The 17,687-nt window shown below is 64.5% G+C and carries 14 protein-coding genes and 2 pseudogenes; 5 read left to right on the forward strand and 11 right to left on the reverse strand.

Annotation, left to right across the window (positions count from 1 at the left end; all coding sequences use genetic code 11):
• Together ACQRCJ_RS10085 and ACQRCJ_RS10090 are read right to left on the reverse strand one after the other, a co-directional pair.
• A partial coding sequence (locus ACQRCJ_RS10085; RefSeq protein WP_427799734.1) for a DMT family transporter occupies positions 1-903 on the reverse strand: 903 nt, incomplete at its 3' end.
• Between the two features lie 26 nt (positions 904-929).
• The gene (locus ACQRCJ_RS10090; RefSeq protein ID WP_204625229.1) at positions 930-1,196 is read right to left on the reverse strand and encodes a DksA/TraR family C4-type zinc finger protein; all 267 of its coding nucleotides are present in this window, start codon (positions 1,194-1,196) and stop codon (positions 930-932) included.
• A gap of 549 nt (positions 1,197-1,745) precedes the next feature.
• On the opposite strand from ACQRCJ_RS10090, the gene ACQRCJ_RS10095 reads away from it, so the two are divergent.
• The 5 genes from ACQRCJ_RS10095 to ACQRCJ_RS10115 all read left to right on the forward strand — a co-directional run bounded on the left by ACQRCJ_RS10095 (position 1,746) and on the right by ACQRCJ_RS10115 (position 6,677).
• Positions 1,746-2,579: a phosphate ABC transporter substrate-binding protein gene (locus ACQRCJ_RS10095; RefSeq protein WP_168936190.1), complete on the forward strand. Its 834-nt coding sequence runs from the start codon at positions 1,746-1,748 to the stop codon at positions 2,577-2,579.
• 52 nt (positions 2,580-2,631) lie between these two features.
• Positions 2,632-4,416, forward strand: coding sequence for an ABC transporter permease subunit (locus ACQRCJ_RS10100; RefSeq protein ID WP_427799735.1), 1,785 nt, complete (start codon positions 2,632-2,634; stop codon positions 4,414-4,416).
• Positions 4,413-5,171 carry a phosphate ABC transporter ATP-binding protein gene (locus ACQRCJ_RS10105; RefSeq protein WP_204674124.1) on the forward strand — a complete coding sequence of 253 codons (759 nt, stop codon included), beginning with the start codon at positions 4,413-4,415 and terminating at the stop codon, positions 5,169-5,171. Before ACQRCJ_RS10100 ends, ACQRCJ_RS10105 begins: the two co-directional genes overlap by 4 nt.
• A gap of 139 nt (positions 5,172-5,310) precedes the next feature.
• The gene (locus ACQRCJ_RS10110) at positions 5,311-5,886 is read left to right on the forward strand and encodes a hypothetical protein (RefSeq protein ID WP_300646405.1); all 576 of its coding nucleotides are present in this window, start codon (positions 5,311-5,313) and stop codon (positions 5,884-5,886) included.
• A gap of 110 nt (positions 5,887-5,996) precedes the next feature.
• The gene (locus ACQRCJ_RS10115; RefSeq protein WP_427799736.1) at positions 5,997-6,677 is read left to right on the forward strand and encodes a hypothetical protein; all 681 of its coding nucleotides are present in this window, start codon (positions 5,997-5,999) and stop codon (positions 6,675-6,677) included.
• Positions 6,678-6,737: 60 nt separating this feature from the next.
• On the opposite strand, the gene ACQRCJ_RS10120 is transcribed toward ACQRCJ_RS10115, so the two are convergent.
• From ACQRCJ_RS10120 to ACQRCJ_RS10160, 9 genes and pseudogenes are all read right to left on the reverse strand, one after another.
• Positions 6,738-8,099 carry an efflux transporter outer membrane subunit gene (locus ACQRCJ_RS10120; protein WP_427799737.1) on the reverse strand — a complete coding sequence of 454 codons (1,362 nt, stop codon included), beginning with the start codon at positions 8,097-8,099 and terminating at the stop codon, positions 6,738-6,740.
• A gap of 200 nt (positions 8,100-8,299) precedes the next feature.
• Positions 8,300-11,266: pseudogene (locus ACQRCJ_RS10125) on the reverse strand (efflux RND transporter permease subunit); the annotation flags it as partial.
• Positions 11,229-11,921: pseudogene (locus ACQRCJ_RS10130) on the reverse strand (efflux RND transporter periplasmic adaptor subunit); the annotation flags it as partial. The pseudogenes ACQRCJ_RS10125 and ACQRCJ_RS10130, both read right to left, overlap by 38 nt.
• A gap of 24 nt (positions 11,922-11,945) precedes the next feature.
• A complete protein-coding gene (locus tag ACQRCJ_RS10135) occupies positions 11,946-12,314 on the reverse strand; it encodes an efflux RND transporter periplasmic adaptor subunit (protein WP_427799738.1) in 369 nt (122 codons plus the stop codon).
• 34 nt (positions 12,315-12,348) lie between these two features.
• Positions 12,349-12,810, reverse strand: coding sequence for a MarR family winged helix-turn-helix transcriptional regulator (locus ACQRCJ_RS10140; RefSeq protein ID WP_168936198.1), 462 nt, complete (start codon positions 12,808-12,810; stop codon positions 12,349-12,351).
• A 200-nt stretch (positions 12,811-13,010) separates the two neighbouring features.
• Complete coding sequence (locus tag ACQRCJ_RS10145) at positions 13,011-13,523, reverse strand: 4Fe-4S dicluster domain-containing protein (protein WP_427799739.1); 513 nt, start codon at positions 13,521-13,523, stop codon at positions 13,011-13,013.
• Positions 13,523-15,622, reverse strand: a complete 2,100-nt coding sequence (locus tag ACQRCJ_RS10150) for a molybdopterin-dependent oxidoreductase (RefSeq protein ID WP_427799740.1) — start codon at positions 15,620-15,622, stop codon at positions 13,523-13,525. The genes ACQRCJ_RS10145 and ACQRCJ_RS10150 overlap by 1 nt, the downstream gene beginning before the upstream one ends.
• 32 nt (positions 15,623-15,654) lie before the next feature.
• Entirely contained in the window at positions 15,655-16,167 is a 513-nt protein-coding gene (locus tag ACQRCJ_RS10155; RefSeq protein ID WP_303930551.1) for a hypothetical protein, read from the reverse strand.
• Positions 16,168-16,225: 58 nt separating this feature from the next.
• Positions 16,226-17,359, reverse strand: coding sequence for a sulfite exporter TauE/SafE family protein (locus ACQRCJ_RS10160; protein ID WP_427799741.1), 1,134 nt, complete (start codon positions 17,357-17,359; stop codon positions 16,226-16,228).
• Positions 17,360-17,687 lie beyond the last annotated feature (328 nt).

The following is a 17,687-nucleotide window of genomic DNA, read 5'->3' on the forward strand; positions in this document are numbered from 1 at the left end:
ACGGGCCGCGTCCTTCCCCTTTTTCCGGCCGCCCGGCTTCAGCTCGCTGACCAGCACCCCTGCCAGGATCATGGCCCCGCCCAGCAGCGCCAGCCCCGGCAGGCGTTCCCCGGCCATGCGGCCGAAGATGCCCGCCCAGACCGGTTCACAGGAATAGATGAGCGTGGCACGGGTGGGCGAGACCTTTTTCTGCGCCCAGTTGATGGCGTACTGGATGCCCGCCGTGGAAACGCCCAGGGCAAAGGCGCTGCCCAGCACCAGCCAGGAAGGCGGCGGCACGCTTTCGCCCACCAGGGGCATGGTGGCAAAACTGAGCAAAGAGGCCATGAGCACCTGCACGATGGTGACGCGCCGGGCATTGACGCTGCGGGCCACCAGACCGATGAGGATGATCTCCATGGCGATGGCCAGCGCGCTGATGGCCGTCAGCATCTCGCCCCAGCCAAAGCCCGCGCTGCTGTCATCGGGCCCGGACAGCAGCAGGACGCCGGGAAAGGCCAGCGCGATGCCCACCCAGGCCATCAAATGCGGCGGGCGCTTCATGACCAGCCATTGCAGCAGGGGCACCAGCGGCACATAGAAGGCCGTGATGAAGGCCGACTTGCTGGCCGTGATGGTCTGAAGGCCACAGGTCTGCAGGGCATAACCGCCAAAGATGCACAGGCCTATGCTCATGCCAGCCCAGACTTCCCGCCAGGTGAAGTCCTTGAGCAGCGGCAGGAAGAACAGGATCAGGGCCAAGGCGGCAAAAGCGAAACGCACGCCCACGAAAAAGAAGGGCCCCGTGGCTTCCAGGGCACTGCGGATGATGATGAAGGTGGCGCCCCAGATCATGGTGATCAGGACCAGCGAACCTTCCTCCAGGGGGATGCGCGCCCGCAGACGCGCCAACAAGCCCGACATACGATCTTCCTCGTCCTTGCTCAGGATCAGCGCAGCTGGCTGTCCTTGCTGCCTTTGCGGTTGTACAGATGCACGGCGTGCTGCTCTTTGTCGGCTTCCTGCTGGCATTCCAGGCACAGCCGCACACCGGGCAGGGCCCGCCGCCGGGCCTCGGGGATGGGTTCGCCGCATTCCTCACAAAAGGCACGGCTCTCGCCCCGGGGCAAACAGGCTCTGGCCCGCCGCACCTCGTCAGCGATGGAATCCTGGATCTGATCCTGCACGGCATTATCGCCCGCCCAGCCTACCGCCATGGTGTACCTCCCCGATATGTTTCGCAGTGATCCTGCCGCGCTACCGTCTTGCGGCAACGGGGACAGACTATAGTCATGCTCCCCGCTCCAAGGCAAGAAGGCGTTATCGTATGCAGGGGCATCGTATTGACCCCGCCTTCCTTTCTTCTTACACTGGGACATTATTGTGAACACGCCGCCTTTGGGCGGCAATGGCTGGAGGTCACCATGCATATCCGTTTCTGTTGACGCATGCGCCGGACTCCCGTGGGGAGATCTGTGCGTTCAGGCATGTGTGCCGGAAACGGATGGTCCTGGCGGCTCCCAGACAGCGCAAGACCTTTCCGGGCGATGCCTCCGAGGTAGGATGCTGCCCAGCATCGCCCGCCCGCCGCTTTCCCGCACCTTTCCTGGATAATGTGTCCCGATATGCTTTCGGGGCGTGCCGTCGCGGTCCCGGACCGCACGCACGCGCCCGTCCTCTGCCGGTGTTCCCGGTTCGAGGCGACGCGCCCGGCGCGTTTCCCGCTGTTCCCGCAACAGCCCACATTTTCCGTACGAGAGGTCATCATGAAAACCTGCCGTTTCCTGCTGCCCGCCCTGATGGCGGGCCTGATCTTTGCCATGACGTCCCACGCCGCTCCGCTGGACAGCTTCAAGGGCCTTTCCGGCACGCTTGATATCGCCGGCGGCACGGCCCACATCCCGGTCATGAAAGGCGCCGCCAAAAACATCATGACCGCCAATCCCGACATCCGCATCACCGTGGCCGGCGGCGGTTCCGGCGTGGGCGTGCAGCAGGTGGGCGAAGGCCTGGTGCAGATCGGCAATACCGGTCGCGCCCTCAAGGAAAAGGAGATCGCCAAGTACGGCCTGCAGAGCTTCCCCTTTGCCATCGACGGTGTGGCCCTGGTGGTCAACCCCGCCAACAAGGTGCGGGCCATCACGGCCCAGCAGGCCCAGGACATCTTTGCCGGCAAGATCACCAACTGGAAGGCCCTGGGCGGCGCTGACGCCCCCATCACGGTCTACACCCGCGAAGACGGCAGCGGCACCCGTGAAGTCTTTGTGGAAAAGGCCCTGAAAAAAGGCCCCATCGTGGCTTCCGCCAATGTGGTGAACTCCAACGGCGCCATGAAGACGGCCATCGGCCAGGACAAGCTGGGCATCGGTTATGTGGGCATCGGCCATGTGGACAAGAGCGTGGCTGCCCTGACCTTCGACAAGATGGTCCCCTCGCAGGAAAACGCCGCCTCCGGCGCCTACACCCTGACCCGCCTGCTGTACATGAACACCAAGGGTGCGCCCTCCGGCCTGACCAAGGCCTTCATCGACTATATCTACTCGCCTGAAGGCAGCGCCATCATCGAAAAGAGCGGCTACATCCCCACCGGCCGCAAGTAATCTGTCACCACACTATGCGGGGCGGCCATGCCGCCCCGCCGGGATCCTGAACATGGCATTTCCTTTTCTGCGGCGCAGCGGGACCCTGCCCCGTCTGTGCGGCCTGCTCGTCATCCTTGCCACGGGCGCCCTGTTCGCCCTGGTGGGCTGCTTTGCCCTGCCGGTGCTCTGGAGCGCCCAGGGCAGCCTGATCTTCTCCTGGGCGTGGCGTCCCCCCGCGGACTTCGGCATCCTGCCCATGCTGGCGGGCTCCCTCATCCTGTCCTTTTCCGCCCTGCTGCTGGCCTGGCCCCTGTCCCTGGGGCTGGCCTGCGCCCTGCAGGATCCCCGCCCGGCGTTCCGGCAAAAATGGCTCACGGGCCTCATCCGCTTCATGACCGCCATCCCCACGGTGGTCTACGGCTTTGCCGCCGTGTTCCTGCTCACGCCTCTGGTCAGGGAGGCCGCCGGACAGGGCTCCGGCCTGTGCTGGCTCTCCGCCGCCTGTGTCCTGGCCCTGCTCATCAGCCCCACCATGGTGCTGGTCATGGACGTGGCCCTGCGCGAACAGATGCGCCGCCTGCTCCTGCCCGCTCTTTCCCTGGGCATGAGCAGGGATACCGTCCTTGCCTGCCTTGCCCTGCCCGCCGTTCGCCGCTGGCTGCTGACCGCCGGCCTGCTGGGCTTCGGCCGGGCCATCGGGGACACCCTCATCCCGCTCATGCTCAGCGGCAATGCGCCCAACGTCCCGCAAAACCTGTTCGCCGGGCTGCGGACCCTGACCGCCCACATGGGGCTGGTCACGGCCACGGACGTGGGCGGCCCGGCCTACAATTCCCTGTTCGTGGCCGGGGGGCTTCTGCTTTGCATCAGTACCGGCGTCAGCCTGGTGTTGCGGCGTCTGGAAAAAAAGCAGGACGTGCTCCTGCCGCCCGTCCCCGCCCTCTGGCGCCGCCATGCTCCCGCGGGCCTGCACCTGCTGGCGCGCGGTGCCGGTCTTTTGTGCAGCGCCTGTGTCCTCGCGCTGCTGGGCTTTTTGCTCCGGCGGGGGCTGCCGGTGCTGGATGCCGCGCTTCTGGTGGGTGACGCGCCGTTCTGGCCCGCCCTGCTGGGACGCTTTCCCATCTGGGACGGCATCTGGCCCGCCTGTCTGGGGACCCTCTGCCTGCTGGGCATCACCATGGCCCTGGTCCTCGTGCCCGGCATCGGCTGCGGCATCTACCTGGCGGAATACGCCCCGCCCCGTATGCAGCGCCTGCTCAACAGCCTGATGGACATCCTGTCCGGCGTCCCGTCCATCGTCATGGGCATCTTCGGCTTCACCCTCATCCTGTTCCTGCATCGTCTGGGCTTTGCCGGGGCCAGCTCCGGCCTGTTGCTGGCCGGGGGCTGCCTGGCCCTGCTGGTCCTGCCCGCGCTGGTGGTGACCACGCGCACCGCCCTGGAGAGCCTGCCCGCCTCCCTGCGCCTGAGCGGGGCCGCCCTGGGCCTGCGTCACGGCCAGGTCGTGCGCCACCTGTTGCTGCCGCAGGCCAGTCGCGGCATCCTGAGCGGAATCATGCTGGCCCTGGGCCGTTCCGCCGAGGATACGGCCGTCATCCTGCTTACCGGCGTAGTGGCCAACGCGGGGCTCCCCGCCGGTCTGGGCCTGCGTTTCGAAGCCCTGCCCTTTTTCATCTATTACACGGCTGCCCAATACCAGACACCGGAAGAGCTGCAGCGGGGCTTCGGCGCCGCCCTGACCCTGCTGGCCATTTCCGGCGGCCTGCTCCTGCTGGCCTGGTGGCTGCATGAACGTTTCCGCCGGGAACGGCAGCCGGGCATGACGCCCCTGACGTTTTCGGGAGGACCGCAATGACCCCTCTTGTCCGCATCCATGATCTGTGCCTGCACCTCAACGGCCGCGCCATCCTGCACCATGTGGATCTTGAACTGCCGCGCCACGGCATCAGCGTCCTGCTGGGGCGTTCCGGTTCCGGCAAGACCAGTTTCCTGCGCTGCCTGAACCGCCTGCACGACTGCACCAAGGACAGCCGCATGCAGGGGCAGGTGGAACTCTTGCTGGACGGGGAGATGCGGGACATCAGCCGCCTGCGGGGCGAGGAGGCCCTCTCCCGTCTGCGCCGTCAGGTGGGCATGGTCTTCCAGACCCCCAATGTGCTGCCAGCCAGTATCGGACAAAACCTGCTGCTGCCCCTGCAGCTGGCTGCCGGGCTGGATATGGACGAGGCCCGCTCACGGGCCCGGCGCAGTCTGGAAGACGTGGGCCTGTGGCCGGAAGTCCATGACAGGCTGGGCGACCCTGCCGGCTCCCTTTCCGGCGGCCAGCAGCAACGCCTCTGTCTGGCCCGCACGCTGGCCCTGGAGCCGCAGATCCTCTTGCTGGACGAGCCCACGGCATCCCTCGACCCGGCCAGTACCCGCCGCATCGAGGATCTGCTCCTGCAGCTTTCGGAACGTTACGCCATCATCCTCGTCTCGCACGGGATCGCCCAGGCACGCCGTCTGGCGACCCGACTCCTGCTTTTTGAGGACGGCCATGCCCGCGGCCCCTTCCCGCCGGAAGAGCTGGCCCGCATCTTCCCCCATGAGGATGCGGCGGGACAGGCCTGAGACGAGGGGCTCGCAGTCAACACCACGTCCGGCGGGCCGGTGTTTTTCCGCTGGCAGGGCGGCAGGCATCATGCTATCCAGAAAGAAGGAACCCCTGTCCGTGACGGGCAGATCGTCTAACCCCTTGCAAGGATCCGTCATGTCTGCTGCCATCCGCAATCCCCTGCCGCTGTGGGGATTGTACTTTCTGCTGCTTGTGGCCATGTTCGCCACGCCCCTGTCCAACCTGAGTTTTCTGCTCTGGATCATCGCCCCCCTGCTGGCCCTGACGATCCGCAACAGCGCCCGCAAGGAAGGCTTGGAGGACGATGCCCAGCACGCCTCCTGGATCATGGGCTCGGCCGGGCTCTTCCTCCTGCTGGTCTTCCTGCTCATCGGCGGCATGGCCACCGCCAGCTCGACCCTGATCGGATCGGAGTCCCAGCAGCGCATCAACGAGATCAGCACCGCCATGAGCCGGCAGCAGATGCCCTGGAAGGACGCCTTCGTCCAGCTGCTGGAAGTCCAGGGCGTCAAAGGCATGATCCTTATTTGTGCCGGCGGTCTCCTGCTGAGCGTGCTCTGGCCCCTGCAGCGCATCCTCCAGGGCATGGTGGCCCTGAAGATGCAGGTGGCCCCGCGCCGTATCTCCACCGGCGGCAAGCTGCTGACCCTGCTGCTGGCCGTCCTGCTGGCCGGGGTCTCGTGCCTCGCCGCCCTCGGCGCGACCCTGTAAACAGGCCCCGTCAAAAAACATCCGGGTGCAAAAAGTGCCCTGCCTGCCGGTGCCCCGTGGCACAGGCGGACAGTTCCTGAGCCTCGGCATACCACCAAGGGGGGTGTCGCATGATCCGTCCCCGCTTCCGTCATACCGGCAGGCCTTGCTGCCTGATTCTGCTCTGTTTGCTGCTCCTGCCCTGGCTGGGCGCCTGCGCCCCCCAGTACGGCGTGAGCGTGGATTCCCTGCGCGGCCCCCAGGCCGACAACGCCGGCACCGTCTATGTTCCCCGCCCCGGCGTGGAAGGCATGGCCGAGGACGACCTGCGGTTCCGGGATGTGGCCGCACAGCTGGAGCCCTGCTTCACGGCCCGGGGCTACACCCTGAAACTGGACGGACAGCCGCAGGACAAAAGCGATAACCTGGTCTTCATCAGCTTCGGCATCAGCGAGCCCGACGTGCGCATCTACACCACGGTCAGCTATGTGCCCTACACCTGGGGCCGGGGGCATTTTCGCCATACCCGCTGGGTGCGCGAGGAAGAGACGCGGACCAAGGTCTTTTTCCATGCCGGGCTGCTGCTGGAAGGCTGCACACGGGCACCGGACGGCGGCCGCGGCAAGAACCTCTGGCGGACAGAGATCCGCTGTACGGGACGGGATGATGACTTCCGCACCCTGCTGCAGGCCATGCTGCCCGTTTTGCAGCAGCACCTGGGCAAGGATACCGGCGGGCGACGCTATTTCGTCGTGACGCTGGATGAGGATGAAGCGCCTGTGGTGGAAGAAAAGGAAGTCACGGCCAACTGAGATGCGGCCGGTCCACCGATATGAAAGAGCCCTGCCGGTATCCGGCAGGGCTCTTCTTCATCAAGGCTGCGTCATGTTTTCTCCTGTCCAGCCGCCGCCAAGGGCCCTGACGAGAGAAACTGCATCCTTGGCCATGGCCGCCCGATGCGAGGCGTATTCCGTCTCGGCGCTCAGGCTGGATGCCTGGGCCGTCAGGACATCCAGATAGTCGCCCTTGCCCCCCGCGTATAGATCGCGGGAAAGCCGCAGGGCCTGTCTCTGATGGTCCCGGGCCGCACGCAGGCCGTCTTCCCGGCGTGATTCCTTTTCATAGGCCGACCAGGACGTCTCCACGTCATGCAGGGCCTCCAGGACCGTTTCCCGGTACACAAGAGCGGCCTCTGCCGCGGCTGCCCGGGCCTGATCCACCATGGCCTTGTTCCGGCCGAACGAGAAGATGTTCCAGCTTGCCATGGGCCCCACGCCCAGGCTCTTCATGGCGTCGCTCCAGGAGACGAAGTCCGAGGAAGTGACGGCCCCGCTACCCACAAGGGAAAAGCTGGGAAAGAGCGCTGCCTGGGCCACCCCGATGCGTGCCGTGGCCGCATGGTGCTCGGCTTCGGCCTTGCGGACGTCCGGCCTGCGGCGCAGCAGATCGGAAGGCACGGCCGAAGGCAGACTGCGCAATTCCGGTATGGGCCCGGCGGGGGACAGCCGGGCATCGAACATGCCGGGATTGCGGCCGGCAAGGGCCTCCAGACCGCGGATGGCCGCCACGACCTCCGCTTCCGCCGACGGCACGGACGCCTGCGTGGTCTCCATCTGGGCCCGGGCGGCATGCAGGTCGAGCATGGCCACGGTACCGGCATCGGCACGGGCCTGGATGACGCGTACCGTATCCCGCTGCACGGCCACGTTCTCCAGTGCGATGCGGAGTTTTTCCTGTGCCAGCCGCAGATCCACATAGCCATTGGCCACTTCCACCGCCAGGGAGGCGCGTGCGTCGGCAAGGCTTATGCCCGCGGCCTCCAGATCGGCCCCGGCAGCTTCCAGGCTGCGCCGCAGCCCGCCGAACACGTCCACGGCCAAGGCCAGCTGCACGGAGGCGTCCAGTTTGGTGGCTGTCCCGTCGGGCGCATAGTTCCGGGAGCGGGCAAGCTCGCCCGTCCCTGTGGCATCCGGCAGGAATTCCGCACGGGCCTCCATGCGTGCCGCCCGCGACTGGGCCACCCGCTGCACGGCCTGCCGGACGGAAAGGCTCCCCTCCTGGGCTTCGAGCACCAGGGCCGTCAGCAGCGGATCATGAAACTCCTCCCACCAGGACGGGCGCAGGGGGGCACCCGTACCGGCAAGCGTGCCGGGCAGGAAGTTTTCCGGTACGTCCGCGTCCGCCCGCTTGAAGTCAGGCCCCAGGGTGCAGCCGCCCAGACCGGACAGGCACACGGCCAGCAGCAGGCACAGGGCCGCGCGACCGCCGCGGAACTTTCTCGAAGCCTTTTCGCGCAGGCGCTGGAAAACGGCATACAGGGCCGGTGTGAACACAATGCCCACACATGTGGCCGCCAGCATGCCGGCAAAGGTCGTGATGCCGATGGCCTGACGGCTGGCGGCACCCGCACCGTCCGCGAACACCAGGGCAGAACGCCGAAGAGGAAGGTCCAGGCCGTCATCATCACGGCGCGGAAACGCAGGTTAGCCCCCGAAAGGGCCGCCTCCTCGATGCCTTTGCCGCCCTCGCGCTCCTGCTTGGAGAATTCCACCATCAGGATGGCGTTCTTGGCCGCAAGGCCGATGAGCATGACCAGGCCCAGCTGGGCATAGATGCTCATGGATTCCCCGCAGACGGTCAGCCCCAGCAGGGCCCCCAGCACGGCAAAGCTGACGGTCAGCATCACCGGCACGGGGATCGTCCAGCTCTCGTACTGCGCCACCAGGAAAAGATAGGCGAACAGCAGGACCAGCCCCATGAGGAACACGACCTGCCCGGTGTTCTGCTTTTCCTGATAGCTGAGGCCCGTCCATTCGATATGGTAGCCCGCGGGCAGCTTGATGCCCTCGATGGCCGCATACAGGTCGCCGGAGCTGACACCGGGGGCGCTCTGGGCGTTGATCTCCGCCGCGACCATCTTGTTGAAGCGCGTGATCTGGCGCGGCCCCACTTCATACTGGAGCGTGCCCAGAGCGCTCAGGGGCACCATGTCGCCGTTGCTGTTGGGGATGAGCAATTCTTCCACATGGTGCAGCGACGAGCGGGAGTCGGCCCCGGCCTGGAGCTTGACCTCGAAATTGTTGCCGCTCAGGGTGAAGTCGTTGATATAGTAGGACGCCAGCACATCCTGGAGCGTGGAAAACACGGTCCCGGCCTGTACGCCCAGCAGTTCGGCCTTTTCGCGGTCCAGGCGCAGGCGGAGCTGCGGCGTGGCCGCATCATAGGCCGTCATGGCGAATATGGTCTCGGGGCGTGCCGACAGATCACCGACAAAGGCGTCCGTGACGGTGGCCAGCGCGGAAGCATCGATGTCCCCGATGCCGCAGATGTCGAACGAGGCACCGCCCGTGGCTCCCAGGCCCATGATGGCCGGCGGCGTGAAGGCCACGATGCTGGCGGCGGCGATGTCATGCGTCCGTCCCTGGATCTGTCCCATGATGGCCGAAAGGCGGGTCTGCGGCGTGCTGCGCTCCTCCCAGGGATCCAGCTCCACGATGCACATGGCCGCGTTCTCCCCGCTGCCGCTGAGCATGCTCATGCCCGAGACCTGCATGACGGAACGGATGCCGGGGATGGCCGCCAGACGCTCGCGCACCGTGGCCAGCACCGCATCGGTACGTTCCTGGACAGCATCGCCGGGCAATTCCACATTGCAGAAGATGACGCCCTTGTCTTCCATGGGCAGGAACGACGGCGGGATATGCCCACACAAGAGCCATACGCCGAGGAAGCTCCCGACCAGTATGCCCAGCGTCAGTCCGCCGCGCCGCACAAGGCGCCCCGTCATGCCCAGGTAGCGGCCGCGCAGGGCGTCCAGGAACCTGTTGACGGGCAGGAAGATGGGGGCACACTGCCCGCCCGACCTGCGCAGGACCAGGGCGCACAGAGCCGGGCTGAGCGTCAGCGCCACCACGGTGGAAAGGCAAAGGGCCACGCACATGCTCACCACGAACTGGCGGTAGATGGCCCCCACCATGCCGCCGTAAAAGGCCAGAGGAGCATAGCAGGCCACCGTGACCAGAGTCGTGGCGATGACAGCCCCGGTGATCTGCCGCATGCTTTTTATGGCTGCCTCACGGGCGGGCAGGCCTTCGCGTTCCATGATGCCCTGCGTGTTCTCCACCACCACGATGGCATCGTCCACCAGGGAACCGATGACGAGGATCAGGCCGAACATGGTCAGGGTGTTGATGCTGTATCCCAGGGCGTACATGACGCTGAAGGTCCCCACCAGCGACACGGGGATGGCCACCGCCGGGATGAGCGTGGCCCGCCAGTCCTGGATGAACAGCCACGTCACCAGAACGACCAGGATCAGGGCCACCACCAGGGTGGAGACCATCTCCCGCATGGAGGCGACGATGAACTTGGTCGGGTCATAGGCGATGGAATAGCTCACACCGGGCGGGAAGCGCTGCTCCCAGGTGGCCAGCTCGGCCTTGATGCGGTTCATGGTCGCCAGCGCATTGGCATCAGGGCTCCGGTACAGGGACAGGCCCACGCTTTCCTTGCCGTTGAAGGTGGAACGTCCTGAATAGCTGCTGGAGCCCAGCTCCACAGTGGCCACGTCCCGCAGGCGTACTATCCGGCCGCTGTCGGCATCGGAGCGGACCACGATCTCGCCGAATTCTTCCGCCGTCTTGAGGCGCCCCTGCACATTGAGCTTGTAGGAAACGTAACGGTTGCTGCCTTCGGCCCCCAGCGTGCCCGCGGCCGCCTGCACGTTCTGCGCCTCCACGGCGCTCCTGATCTCGCTGGACGAGATGCCGAGCCCGGACATGCGCAAGGGGTCCATCCAGATGCGCATGGCGTATTCCTGCTGCGACATCATGTCCGACGAGGAGACCCCCTCCAGACGGGCCAGGGCATCCTTGACGTTGTTGTTCACATAGTTGACCAGCTCGTTCAGGCTCAGGGAGGTGCCGTCGGTCTGGAAGGCCAGCATGGCCAGAATATCGTTGCCGCGCTTCTCCACCGTGATGCCGACCTTGGTCACCTCGCTGGGCAGCTGGGCCTCCGCCCGTTTGACGGCATTTTGCAGGTTGACGAGGGCGATGTCGGAATCCGTGCCGGAGCGGAAGGTCACGGAGCAGGAATAGGAGCCGGAATTGCTGCTGGTGGAAGAAAAGTACAGCAGGTCCTCCACGCCGTTGATCTCGTTCTCCAAAGGCATGGCCACGGTCTGGGCCACCACGTCGGCACTGGCCCCGGAATAGGTCGCCGAAACGAAGAGCGTGGGGGGCGCGATCTCGGGATATTCCGCCACCGGCAGGTTGGCCAGGGAGATGCCGCCGGCCAGCAGCAGGATCAGGCTCACCACAGCGGCAAGGCGGGGACGTTCGATGAAGATGCGCGAAAACATGCTAGTCCCGCACTCCGGCATCCGCGCCCTTGCGGGCATAGTCCACCTTCATCCCGTCAGCCACCTTGTGCGTGCCGTCCGTGACGACCCGCTCATGGGCGGTCAGCCCCGAGCGGACCGTCTGGGATTCGCCCACCAGATTCCCCAGCGTCACGCGGCGCAGGCTCACCCGGTCGTCCTCCTGCACCACATAGACGAACGCTCCCTGCGCGTCATGCTGCACGGCCGACGGGGGCACGGCAGGCACAAGGCTGTCCGTCTGCCGGTACAGGGTCACCACCACCGTGCTCTCAGGCACGAGACGGCTCTGGGGATTGGCCAGCTCGGCGTAGACCTGGATCGTGTCCGTCCTACCCTCCGCCGTGTTGTCCACGATGGTCACCCGGCCTTCGGTCCCGTAGTCCGTACCGTCGGCAAGCCGGACCCGCACCCGCCCCAGCGAGCGCAGTTCCTCTTCGGAACCGAAAACAGCCTGCATGTCGCGTACGCTCAGGCCAAAGCGCACACGCACAGGATCCGTCCTGACCAGCGTCACCAGCGTGCCGGACGAGGTGGTCACATAATTCCCGGCCGTGAAGGCCGTGACCCCGATACGCCCGGCCATGGGCGCCACTATCCGGGTGTTGCACAGGTCATCCTGGGCCGTCACAAGGTCGGCCTCCGCCGCCAGCAGTTCACCATAGGCCACCTGCTCCGCCGTTCGGCGCTTTCCAGCACATCACGGCTTGACGGCCTGCTTTTTGAACAGGCTGCGATTGCGGGCCAGGTCGGCCCGGGCATAGGCGTGCTCCGCCTTGTACTGCACGACCTTGCCCCGGGCATTCTTCACCGCGGCCTCGTAGCGCACCGGATCGATGCGGTAGAGCATCTGGCCGGCCTGGACCGTATCGCCATCGCGAAAACCCACTTCCAGGATCTCGCCCGCCACTCGCGGCACCAGCGATACCGTGGCAGGCGAGACCACCCGACCGGTATAGCGGCGGCTCTGGGTGTCCTGTACGGCAAGGACCCCCCCACTTCCACCACAGGCGCCGGTACCGGCATGCCCGGCCCCGGCATGGCCGCCCGGACAAAGGGGACGGCACACAGGAACAGCAGCAGGGACAACAGGAGGAATCTTCTCATTTGCCCGCTCCCTGCGCCTGCGCTGCCCGCAGTTTTTTGCCTTCCTCCAGGGCGATGGCAAGGACACGCTCGAAGGTCGCCCTGTCTTCCGCCGACACATCACGCAGCAGATGGTCCAGGATGCCGTTGATCTTGTCGTGATGATAGCGGTAGCGCTCCATGCCTTTGTCCGTCATACGGATGGAGACCGCCCGCCGGTCCTTTTCCGATGGTTCCCGCACCACCAGCCCCTCCAGGACCAGCCCCTGCACCGTCTGCGAGATGCAGCCCGGCGAAAGGTAGAGCAACTGGGCCAGCTCCTTGACCATGAGCCCTCTGGGGGCACAGGCCACCAGGGCCTCGATGATCCGCCCCGGTGCCGTGGGCAGTGTGCCTTCCGGCATATCCGGCCCCTGGGTGGGGTGTTTTCCCAAAGAGAGCAGGATCTCCGAAAGATCCGGTATCTGCGTCCATTCCATGTGAGCCCTCTTAATTATTTATTTAAAAAATAGTTTAGTTACTAAATTATTTCTTTATGTCGCCCACCTCTCCTTGTCAACCGCTCCGCACGCAAAGCCCTCCCGGAAGGGCCCGAAACGCCAGCAGGGAGGCCTGCCCGTACGGCAAAGCCTCCCTGCTGTCTTGGTCCCCTGCGGACCGGTCTGGACGACCGTATGGTCTATTCCGGCAGGCTTTCTGCCAGATCCTTGATCCAGCGGATGGTCTGACGGCTCATCTTTCGATGCATGTCCTCATCATTGCTCACATGCAGGGCCCGGGCCAGGCAACCGGCCACACAGACGGGCTCCAGCCCGGCCTTGCGCCGGTCATGGCACAGATCACACTTGCAGGCCTTGCCGGTAACGGCATCCAGATGGGGCACATGGTAGGGACAGGCCGTCACGCAGGCACCGCAGCCCGTACAACGGTCGGCATCGATATGGACGATGTTTTCCTCATCCAGCCACATGGCATCATGCGTACAGGCTCGAAGACAGGCGGGCCGCGCACAGTGCACACAGGTCACGAAGCCCATGGGCAGGTTGACCTTGCCCTCTTTCAGAGCGGGCGTGCCGCCCAGCTGCCGGCACAGGGGCAGGGAGATCCCGTGCCACTGACGGCAGTGGATCTCGCAGGCCTTGCAATTGACACAGCGTTTTTCGTCAAAAACGATGCAGGTGGAACTGCTCATCAGTTTTCCTCCCGGGCATGATCATTGCGGACGGGGCGCAGGGTCACAAAGTGCTCCTGCAGGGCAAGGCCGTGGACCATGGCATCTTCCTTGTCCAGTCCGCCATGCATGAACTCCTGGTCTGCCAGTCCCTTGCCGCGGGCCCTGCTCTCCACCGGCAGGCGATGCCCGAAACCATGCAGCATGAACACGGCATCGGGATGCATGCCGGGGATGACACGCACCCGGATCTCGCCACCCTTGCCGTCAGCTCTTTCCATACGGACAGCATCTCCATCCTCCACGCCCAGCTCGCGGGCCCGTTCCGGGGCGATCCAGGCACGGTTTTCCGGCAGGCTGTCGTACAGCAAGGGATTGTTCTGGGTGTGCGAATGGGTGTGGCGCGCATTGCGTCCCACGATCAGGCGGAACTGCCCCTTCCCCGGCCGGGGCACGTCCTGCCAGGGCATGAGCGAAGGCAGACCGGCTTCCCGCCAGGGACCGAAAAGGACTTCTATCTTGCCGGAAGGCGTCGCGAAACGGGGGCCCAGATCGATGGGGGCATCTGCGAGAGAGACGGAACCGTGCCGGAAATCCTCCACGGAGACACCAGTCCCTTCCAGCTGGAAGCGCCAGACATCTTCCAGCGTCTCGCAGGCCAGATCCTCCAGCCCCAGACGGCGGGCCAGCTGTCCCAGGATCCACCAGTCCGGCCGGGTATCGAAACGGATATCCGCAGCCGGGCTGCGCATGATGAAGGCAGGCTTGCTGCCGCTCTTGACCTGGAGCAGGGATCCCCGCTCCACAAAGGACGGCATGGGCAGCACCACATCGCTGAACCAGGCCGTATCCGACCAGGAAAAGGTCAGCGAGACCATCAGCTCCAGACCGGCCAGCTGGGCCTTCTGCCGTTCAGGGTCCGGCATGGCGGACAGAGGGTCGTGCTTGAGGGTGAAGTAGGCCTTGACGGGATACGGATCCCCGCTTTCCACGGCCCGGAAGGCCTTGTGCAGCAGGCTGGTGCCGGGAGCAAAGGCCGGTTCGGCCCAGCCGACGCCGTCCGCCCGCTTTTCCCCGGGGGCGGCATACAGCGAGGTGAAGGAGCGCAGGCCCTTGCGGCCGGCATCCTTGGGACCCGCCGCCAGCAGCAGGCCGCCCTTACTGCCGAAAGCGCCCAGCAACGCGTCGATGAGGTAGGCCGTACGGCAGACCATGAACGACTGGGGATAGCGTGTGCTCATCCAGCCGCCATGCCAGATGACCTGCGGCGCCGCAGCGGCCAGGGAACGCGCCAGCTCTGCGATGACATCTGCCGGGATGTCGCACTGGCTTTCGGCCCATTGCGGCGAATAGGGGCGCACAAAGTCCGCCAGCGCTTCGAAACCCTGGACATAACGCTCCACATACGCGGCATCGTAGAGTTTTTCTTCGATCAGGACATACAGCACTGCCAGGTTGAGAGCCAGATCCGTGCCGGGACGGATGCAGAGGTTCTGCTGTGCCTTGAGCCCCGTCACCGTGGGACGAACGTCCACACAGGTCAGGCGACAGCCCTTGTCCAGCGCGTCCAGCACCTGATTGAGCTCCCCGACCTTGAGAGATTCCAGAAAATTCCGGCCCTGCACGACGATATGGCGGCAGTTCTTGAAATCATAGATCCATTTGCCGCGCCCGTGACCGGTCAGGGAGTAGGAGGCCTGGTTGACGTTATGGGCACAGGCGTCATCATGAGTGCAGTAATTGGGCGAGCCCAGACCGCGCATCAGGGCCTTGCTCATGTCGGAGAACGGCCCGGGCCGCTCGGACCAGAGCACACTGCGCGGCCCGTAAGTGGCCATGATCGTTTTCAATCGTTCCGCCACATAATCCAGGGCCTCGTCCCAACTCACGGAACGCCACAGTCCTGCGCCGCGCTCTCCGGCACGGATCAACGGCCCCTGCGGACGTTCATCATCAGCATACAGAGCCAGGGACGCGGCGCCCCGGGGGCACAGGGCCGCCCCGGAAGCACTGTGGCTGTTGCCGCATATCCAGCGCGGCACGCCGTTCTCACAATGGATCTCCACAGGGCAGCGTGTATTGCACATGCCGCACAAGGAGTAGACGATGGATGACGCCATATATGGACTCCTGCCCGCATGGCGGGCGCGTATTAGTCGATGATCGCCCCTTGTCCGTCCTGCCCGACGGGACATACCAGACGTCCCAGCAGCAGGCGCAAGGGGATGTAGGCCAGCACGAACCAGAAGACGAAGCCCGGCTCAGGCCCCAGCAGGGGCAAAGAAAAGGGAAGGGAGGGGCTGACCGTACCGAAACGGGCCTGCATCCAGGCCAGAGCCAGAGGGACAGGCCATAACGACGCTACCCACAGGGCTCCGTTGAGGGAAAAATAATAGCCAAAGGCCTCATGCCCCTGGCGATTGACTGCCTTGTAAGCATCCTTGCCGCTCTCGCGCAACGCTCGCTCACTCAGCTTGTGGTAATGCCGCATCTCGGTGCGCAGTTCCTTGAGACGGGCCGCATGCATGCGCTGCCCGAGCCGCAAGGTCAGCAGGCCCAGCACCACGGCCTGGGCTGCCAGTACGCATGTCCCCACTATATAGCCCCATTCCGGCAGCTCCGGGAACCAGCGGTACGGAGCGATGCACCAAGGATCTATCCACAACAAAAAACTTTTCATGCCGCGCAAAAACAGGGCAGGGAAAGCCCCTGCCCTCCGGTAGTTATCCGAAAATACGGTAATTGAAGAAGCCGCGCAAGACGTAATCCGTACCCACATACAGGGCAAGGACGATGAAAAGGCGCTTCAGCCAGATGTCCGAGAAAAAGCGGGACGTGTAAGGCCCGATAAGCGAGCCCACGGCGATGCCCACCAGTTCCAGCCCCACCAGGGACCAGTCCACAGTCACGCCATGCAGCAGCAGGGTCGTGATACCGGTGATCATGCTCACCAGCACGGCCAGAGCGGACGTTCCTGCGGCCAGATACATGGGCAGCTGGGTGATGCTGGTCAGGAAAGGTACCAGCAGGAAACCGCCACCCACACCCAGGAAGGCGGCAATGGAAGAGATGACGATACCGCCCACGAACGGCAGCACAGGATTGAAGGAGAACTCCACGCCGCAGAAGGTGAAGACGCAGCGTCCCAGACTGAAGCTGCGCAGACGGACACCGGTCTCCACGACCTCACCGGGATTCTTGTTTTTCACCGACGCTTCGAAAGCTTTGGCAGCTTCTTTGGCCTTGGCCTTGGAACGCTGCCCGGCGGGAGAGGTCTCCCACATCAGATAGCAGCCCAACAGCAGGACAAAGAGACCAAAATAGCCCTGATACGAGGAAAAATTCAGTTTACCGGCCGTCAGCTTGACTGCCATGAAAGCGCCCACGATGGACCCCAGACCCAGAGCGATCCCCAGCGGCAGCACGATACGCTTCAGACGATAGTAGCTGAAGGTGCTCAGGGCCGCGGAAAGCCCGGCCAGCATCTGGTTGGACACCCGCACAGAATCGGTGATGGATTTGTTGAGGGGCGTCTGCCCAAAGGATTTGGCATAGGCGCCCAAGCCATGCACACTCATGTGGCCCACGCCAGCCATAACACCACCAAAAGCCCCTACCGTAGAGAAAATCCAGCCTACCCACAGGGCCCAGCCGAAAGCCAGCAGCATGTTGGTCTGCGGCCCGCCGGGAATCCCCAGATAGCCGGGGGCCGCCTGCATGTCGATGGACTGCGGCGCCGTTTCAAGTTGTTTGGCGATGGCATTGGCAAGCGGGCTCGTTTCTGCCGCCAGCGCAAGACTGGTATAAAGTGCGATACCGACCAGGACCAGAGTGGTCCCCAGGACGATTTTTTTCATGGAGCCTCCTTAATAAATTTAATAATCAATACTTATATACTATCCATAAGAAACACTTTGTGCAAGCCCATTTCAGCGTGAAGGGCACAGGTTGAAGGAGATTAGCCCGCACTCTGACTTCTCTCGGCGTGGTACAGGCTAACGCATGAAGAAATCAAAGATTACCCTGAAAAGAACGCAGACCGCAGTCGGTAGGATGGCAAATCAGCTCGTCATGGAGCAAAAGGCCGTAAGCCAAGAGCACAGCCGTGCCTGCTTTTGCAGCTAGCCCGCGTCAGTCATCCGGACGCAGCGGTTACGGCTGTGACAACAGCTTTTTTTAGTCTAG

Origin of the sequence: Desulfovibrio sp. SGI.102 (genome assembly GCF_050314315.1) — a bacterium.
GTDB lineage: Bacteria > Desulfobacterota > Desulfovibrionia > Desulfovibrionales > Desulfovibrionaceae > Desulfovibrio.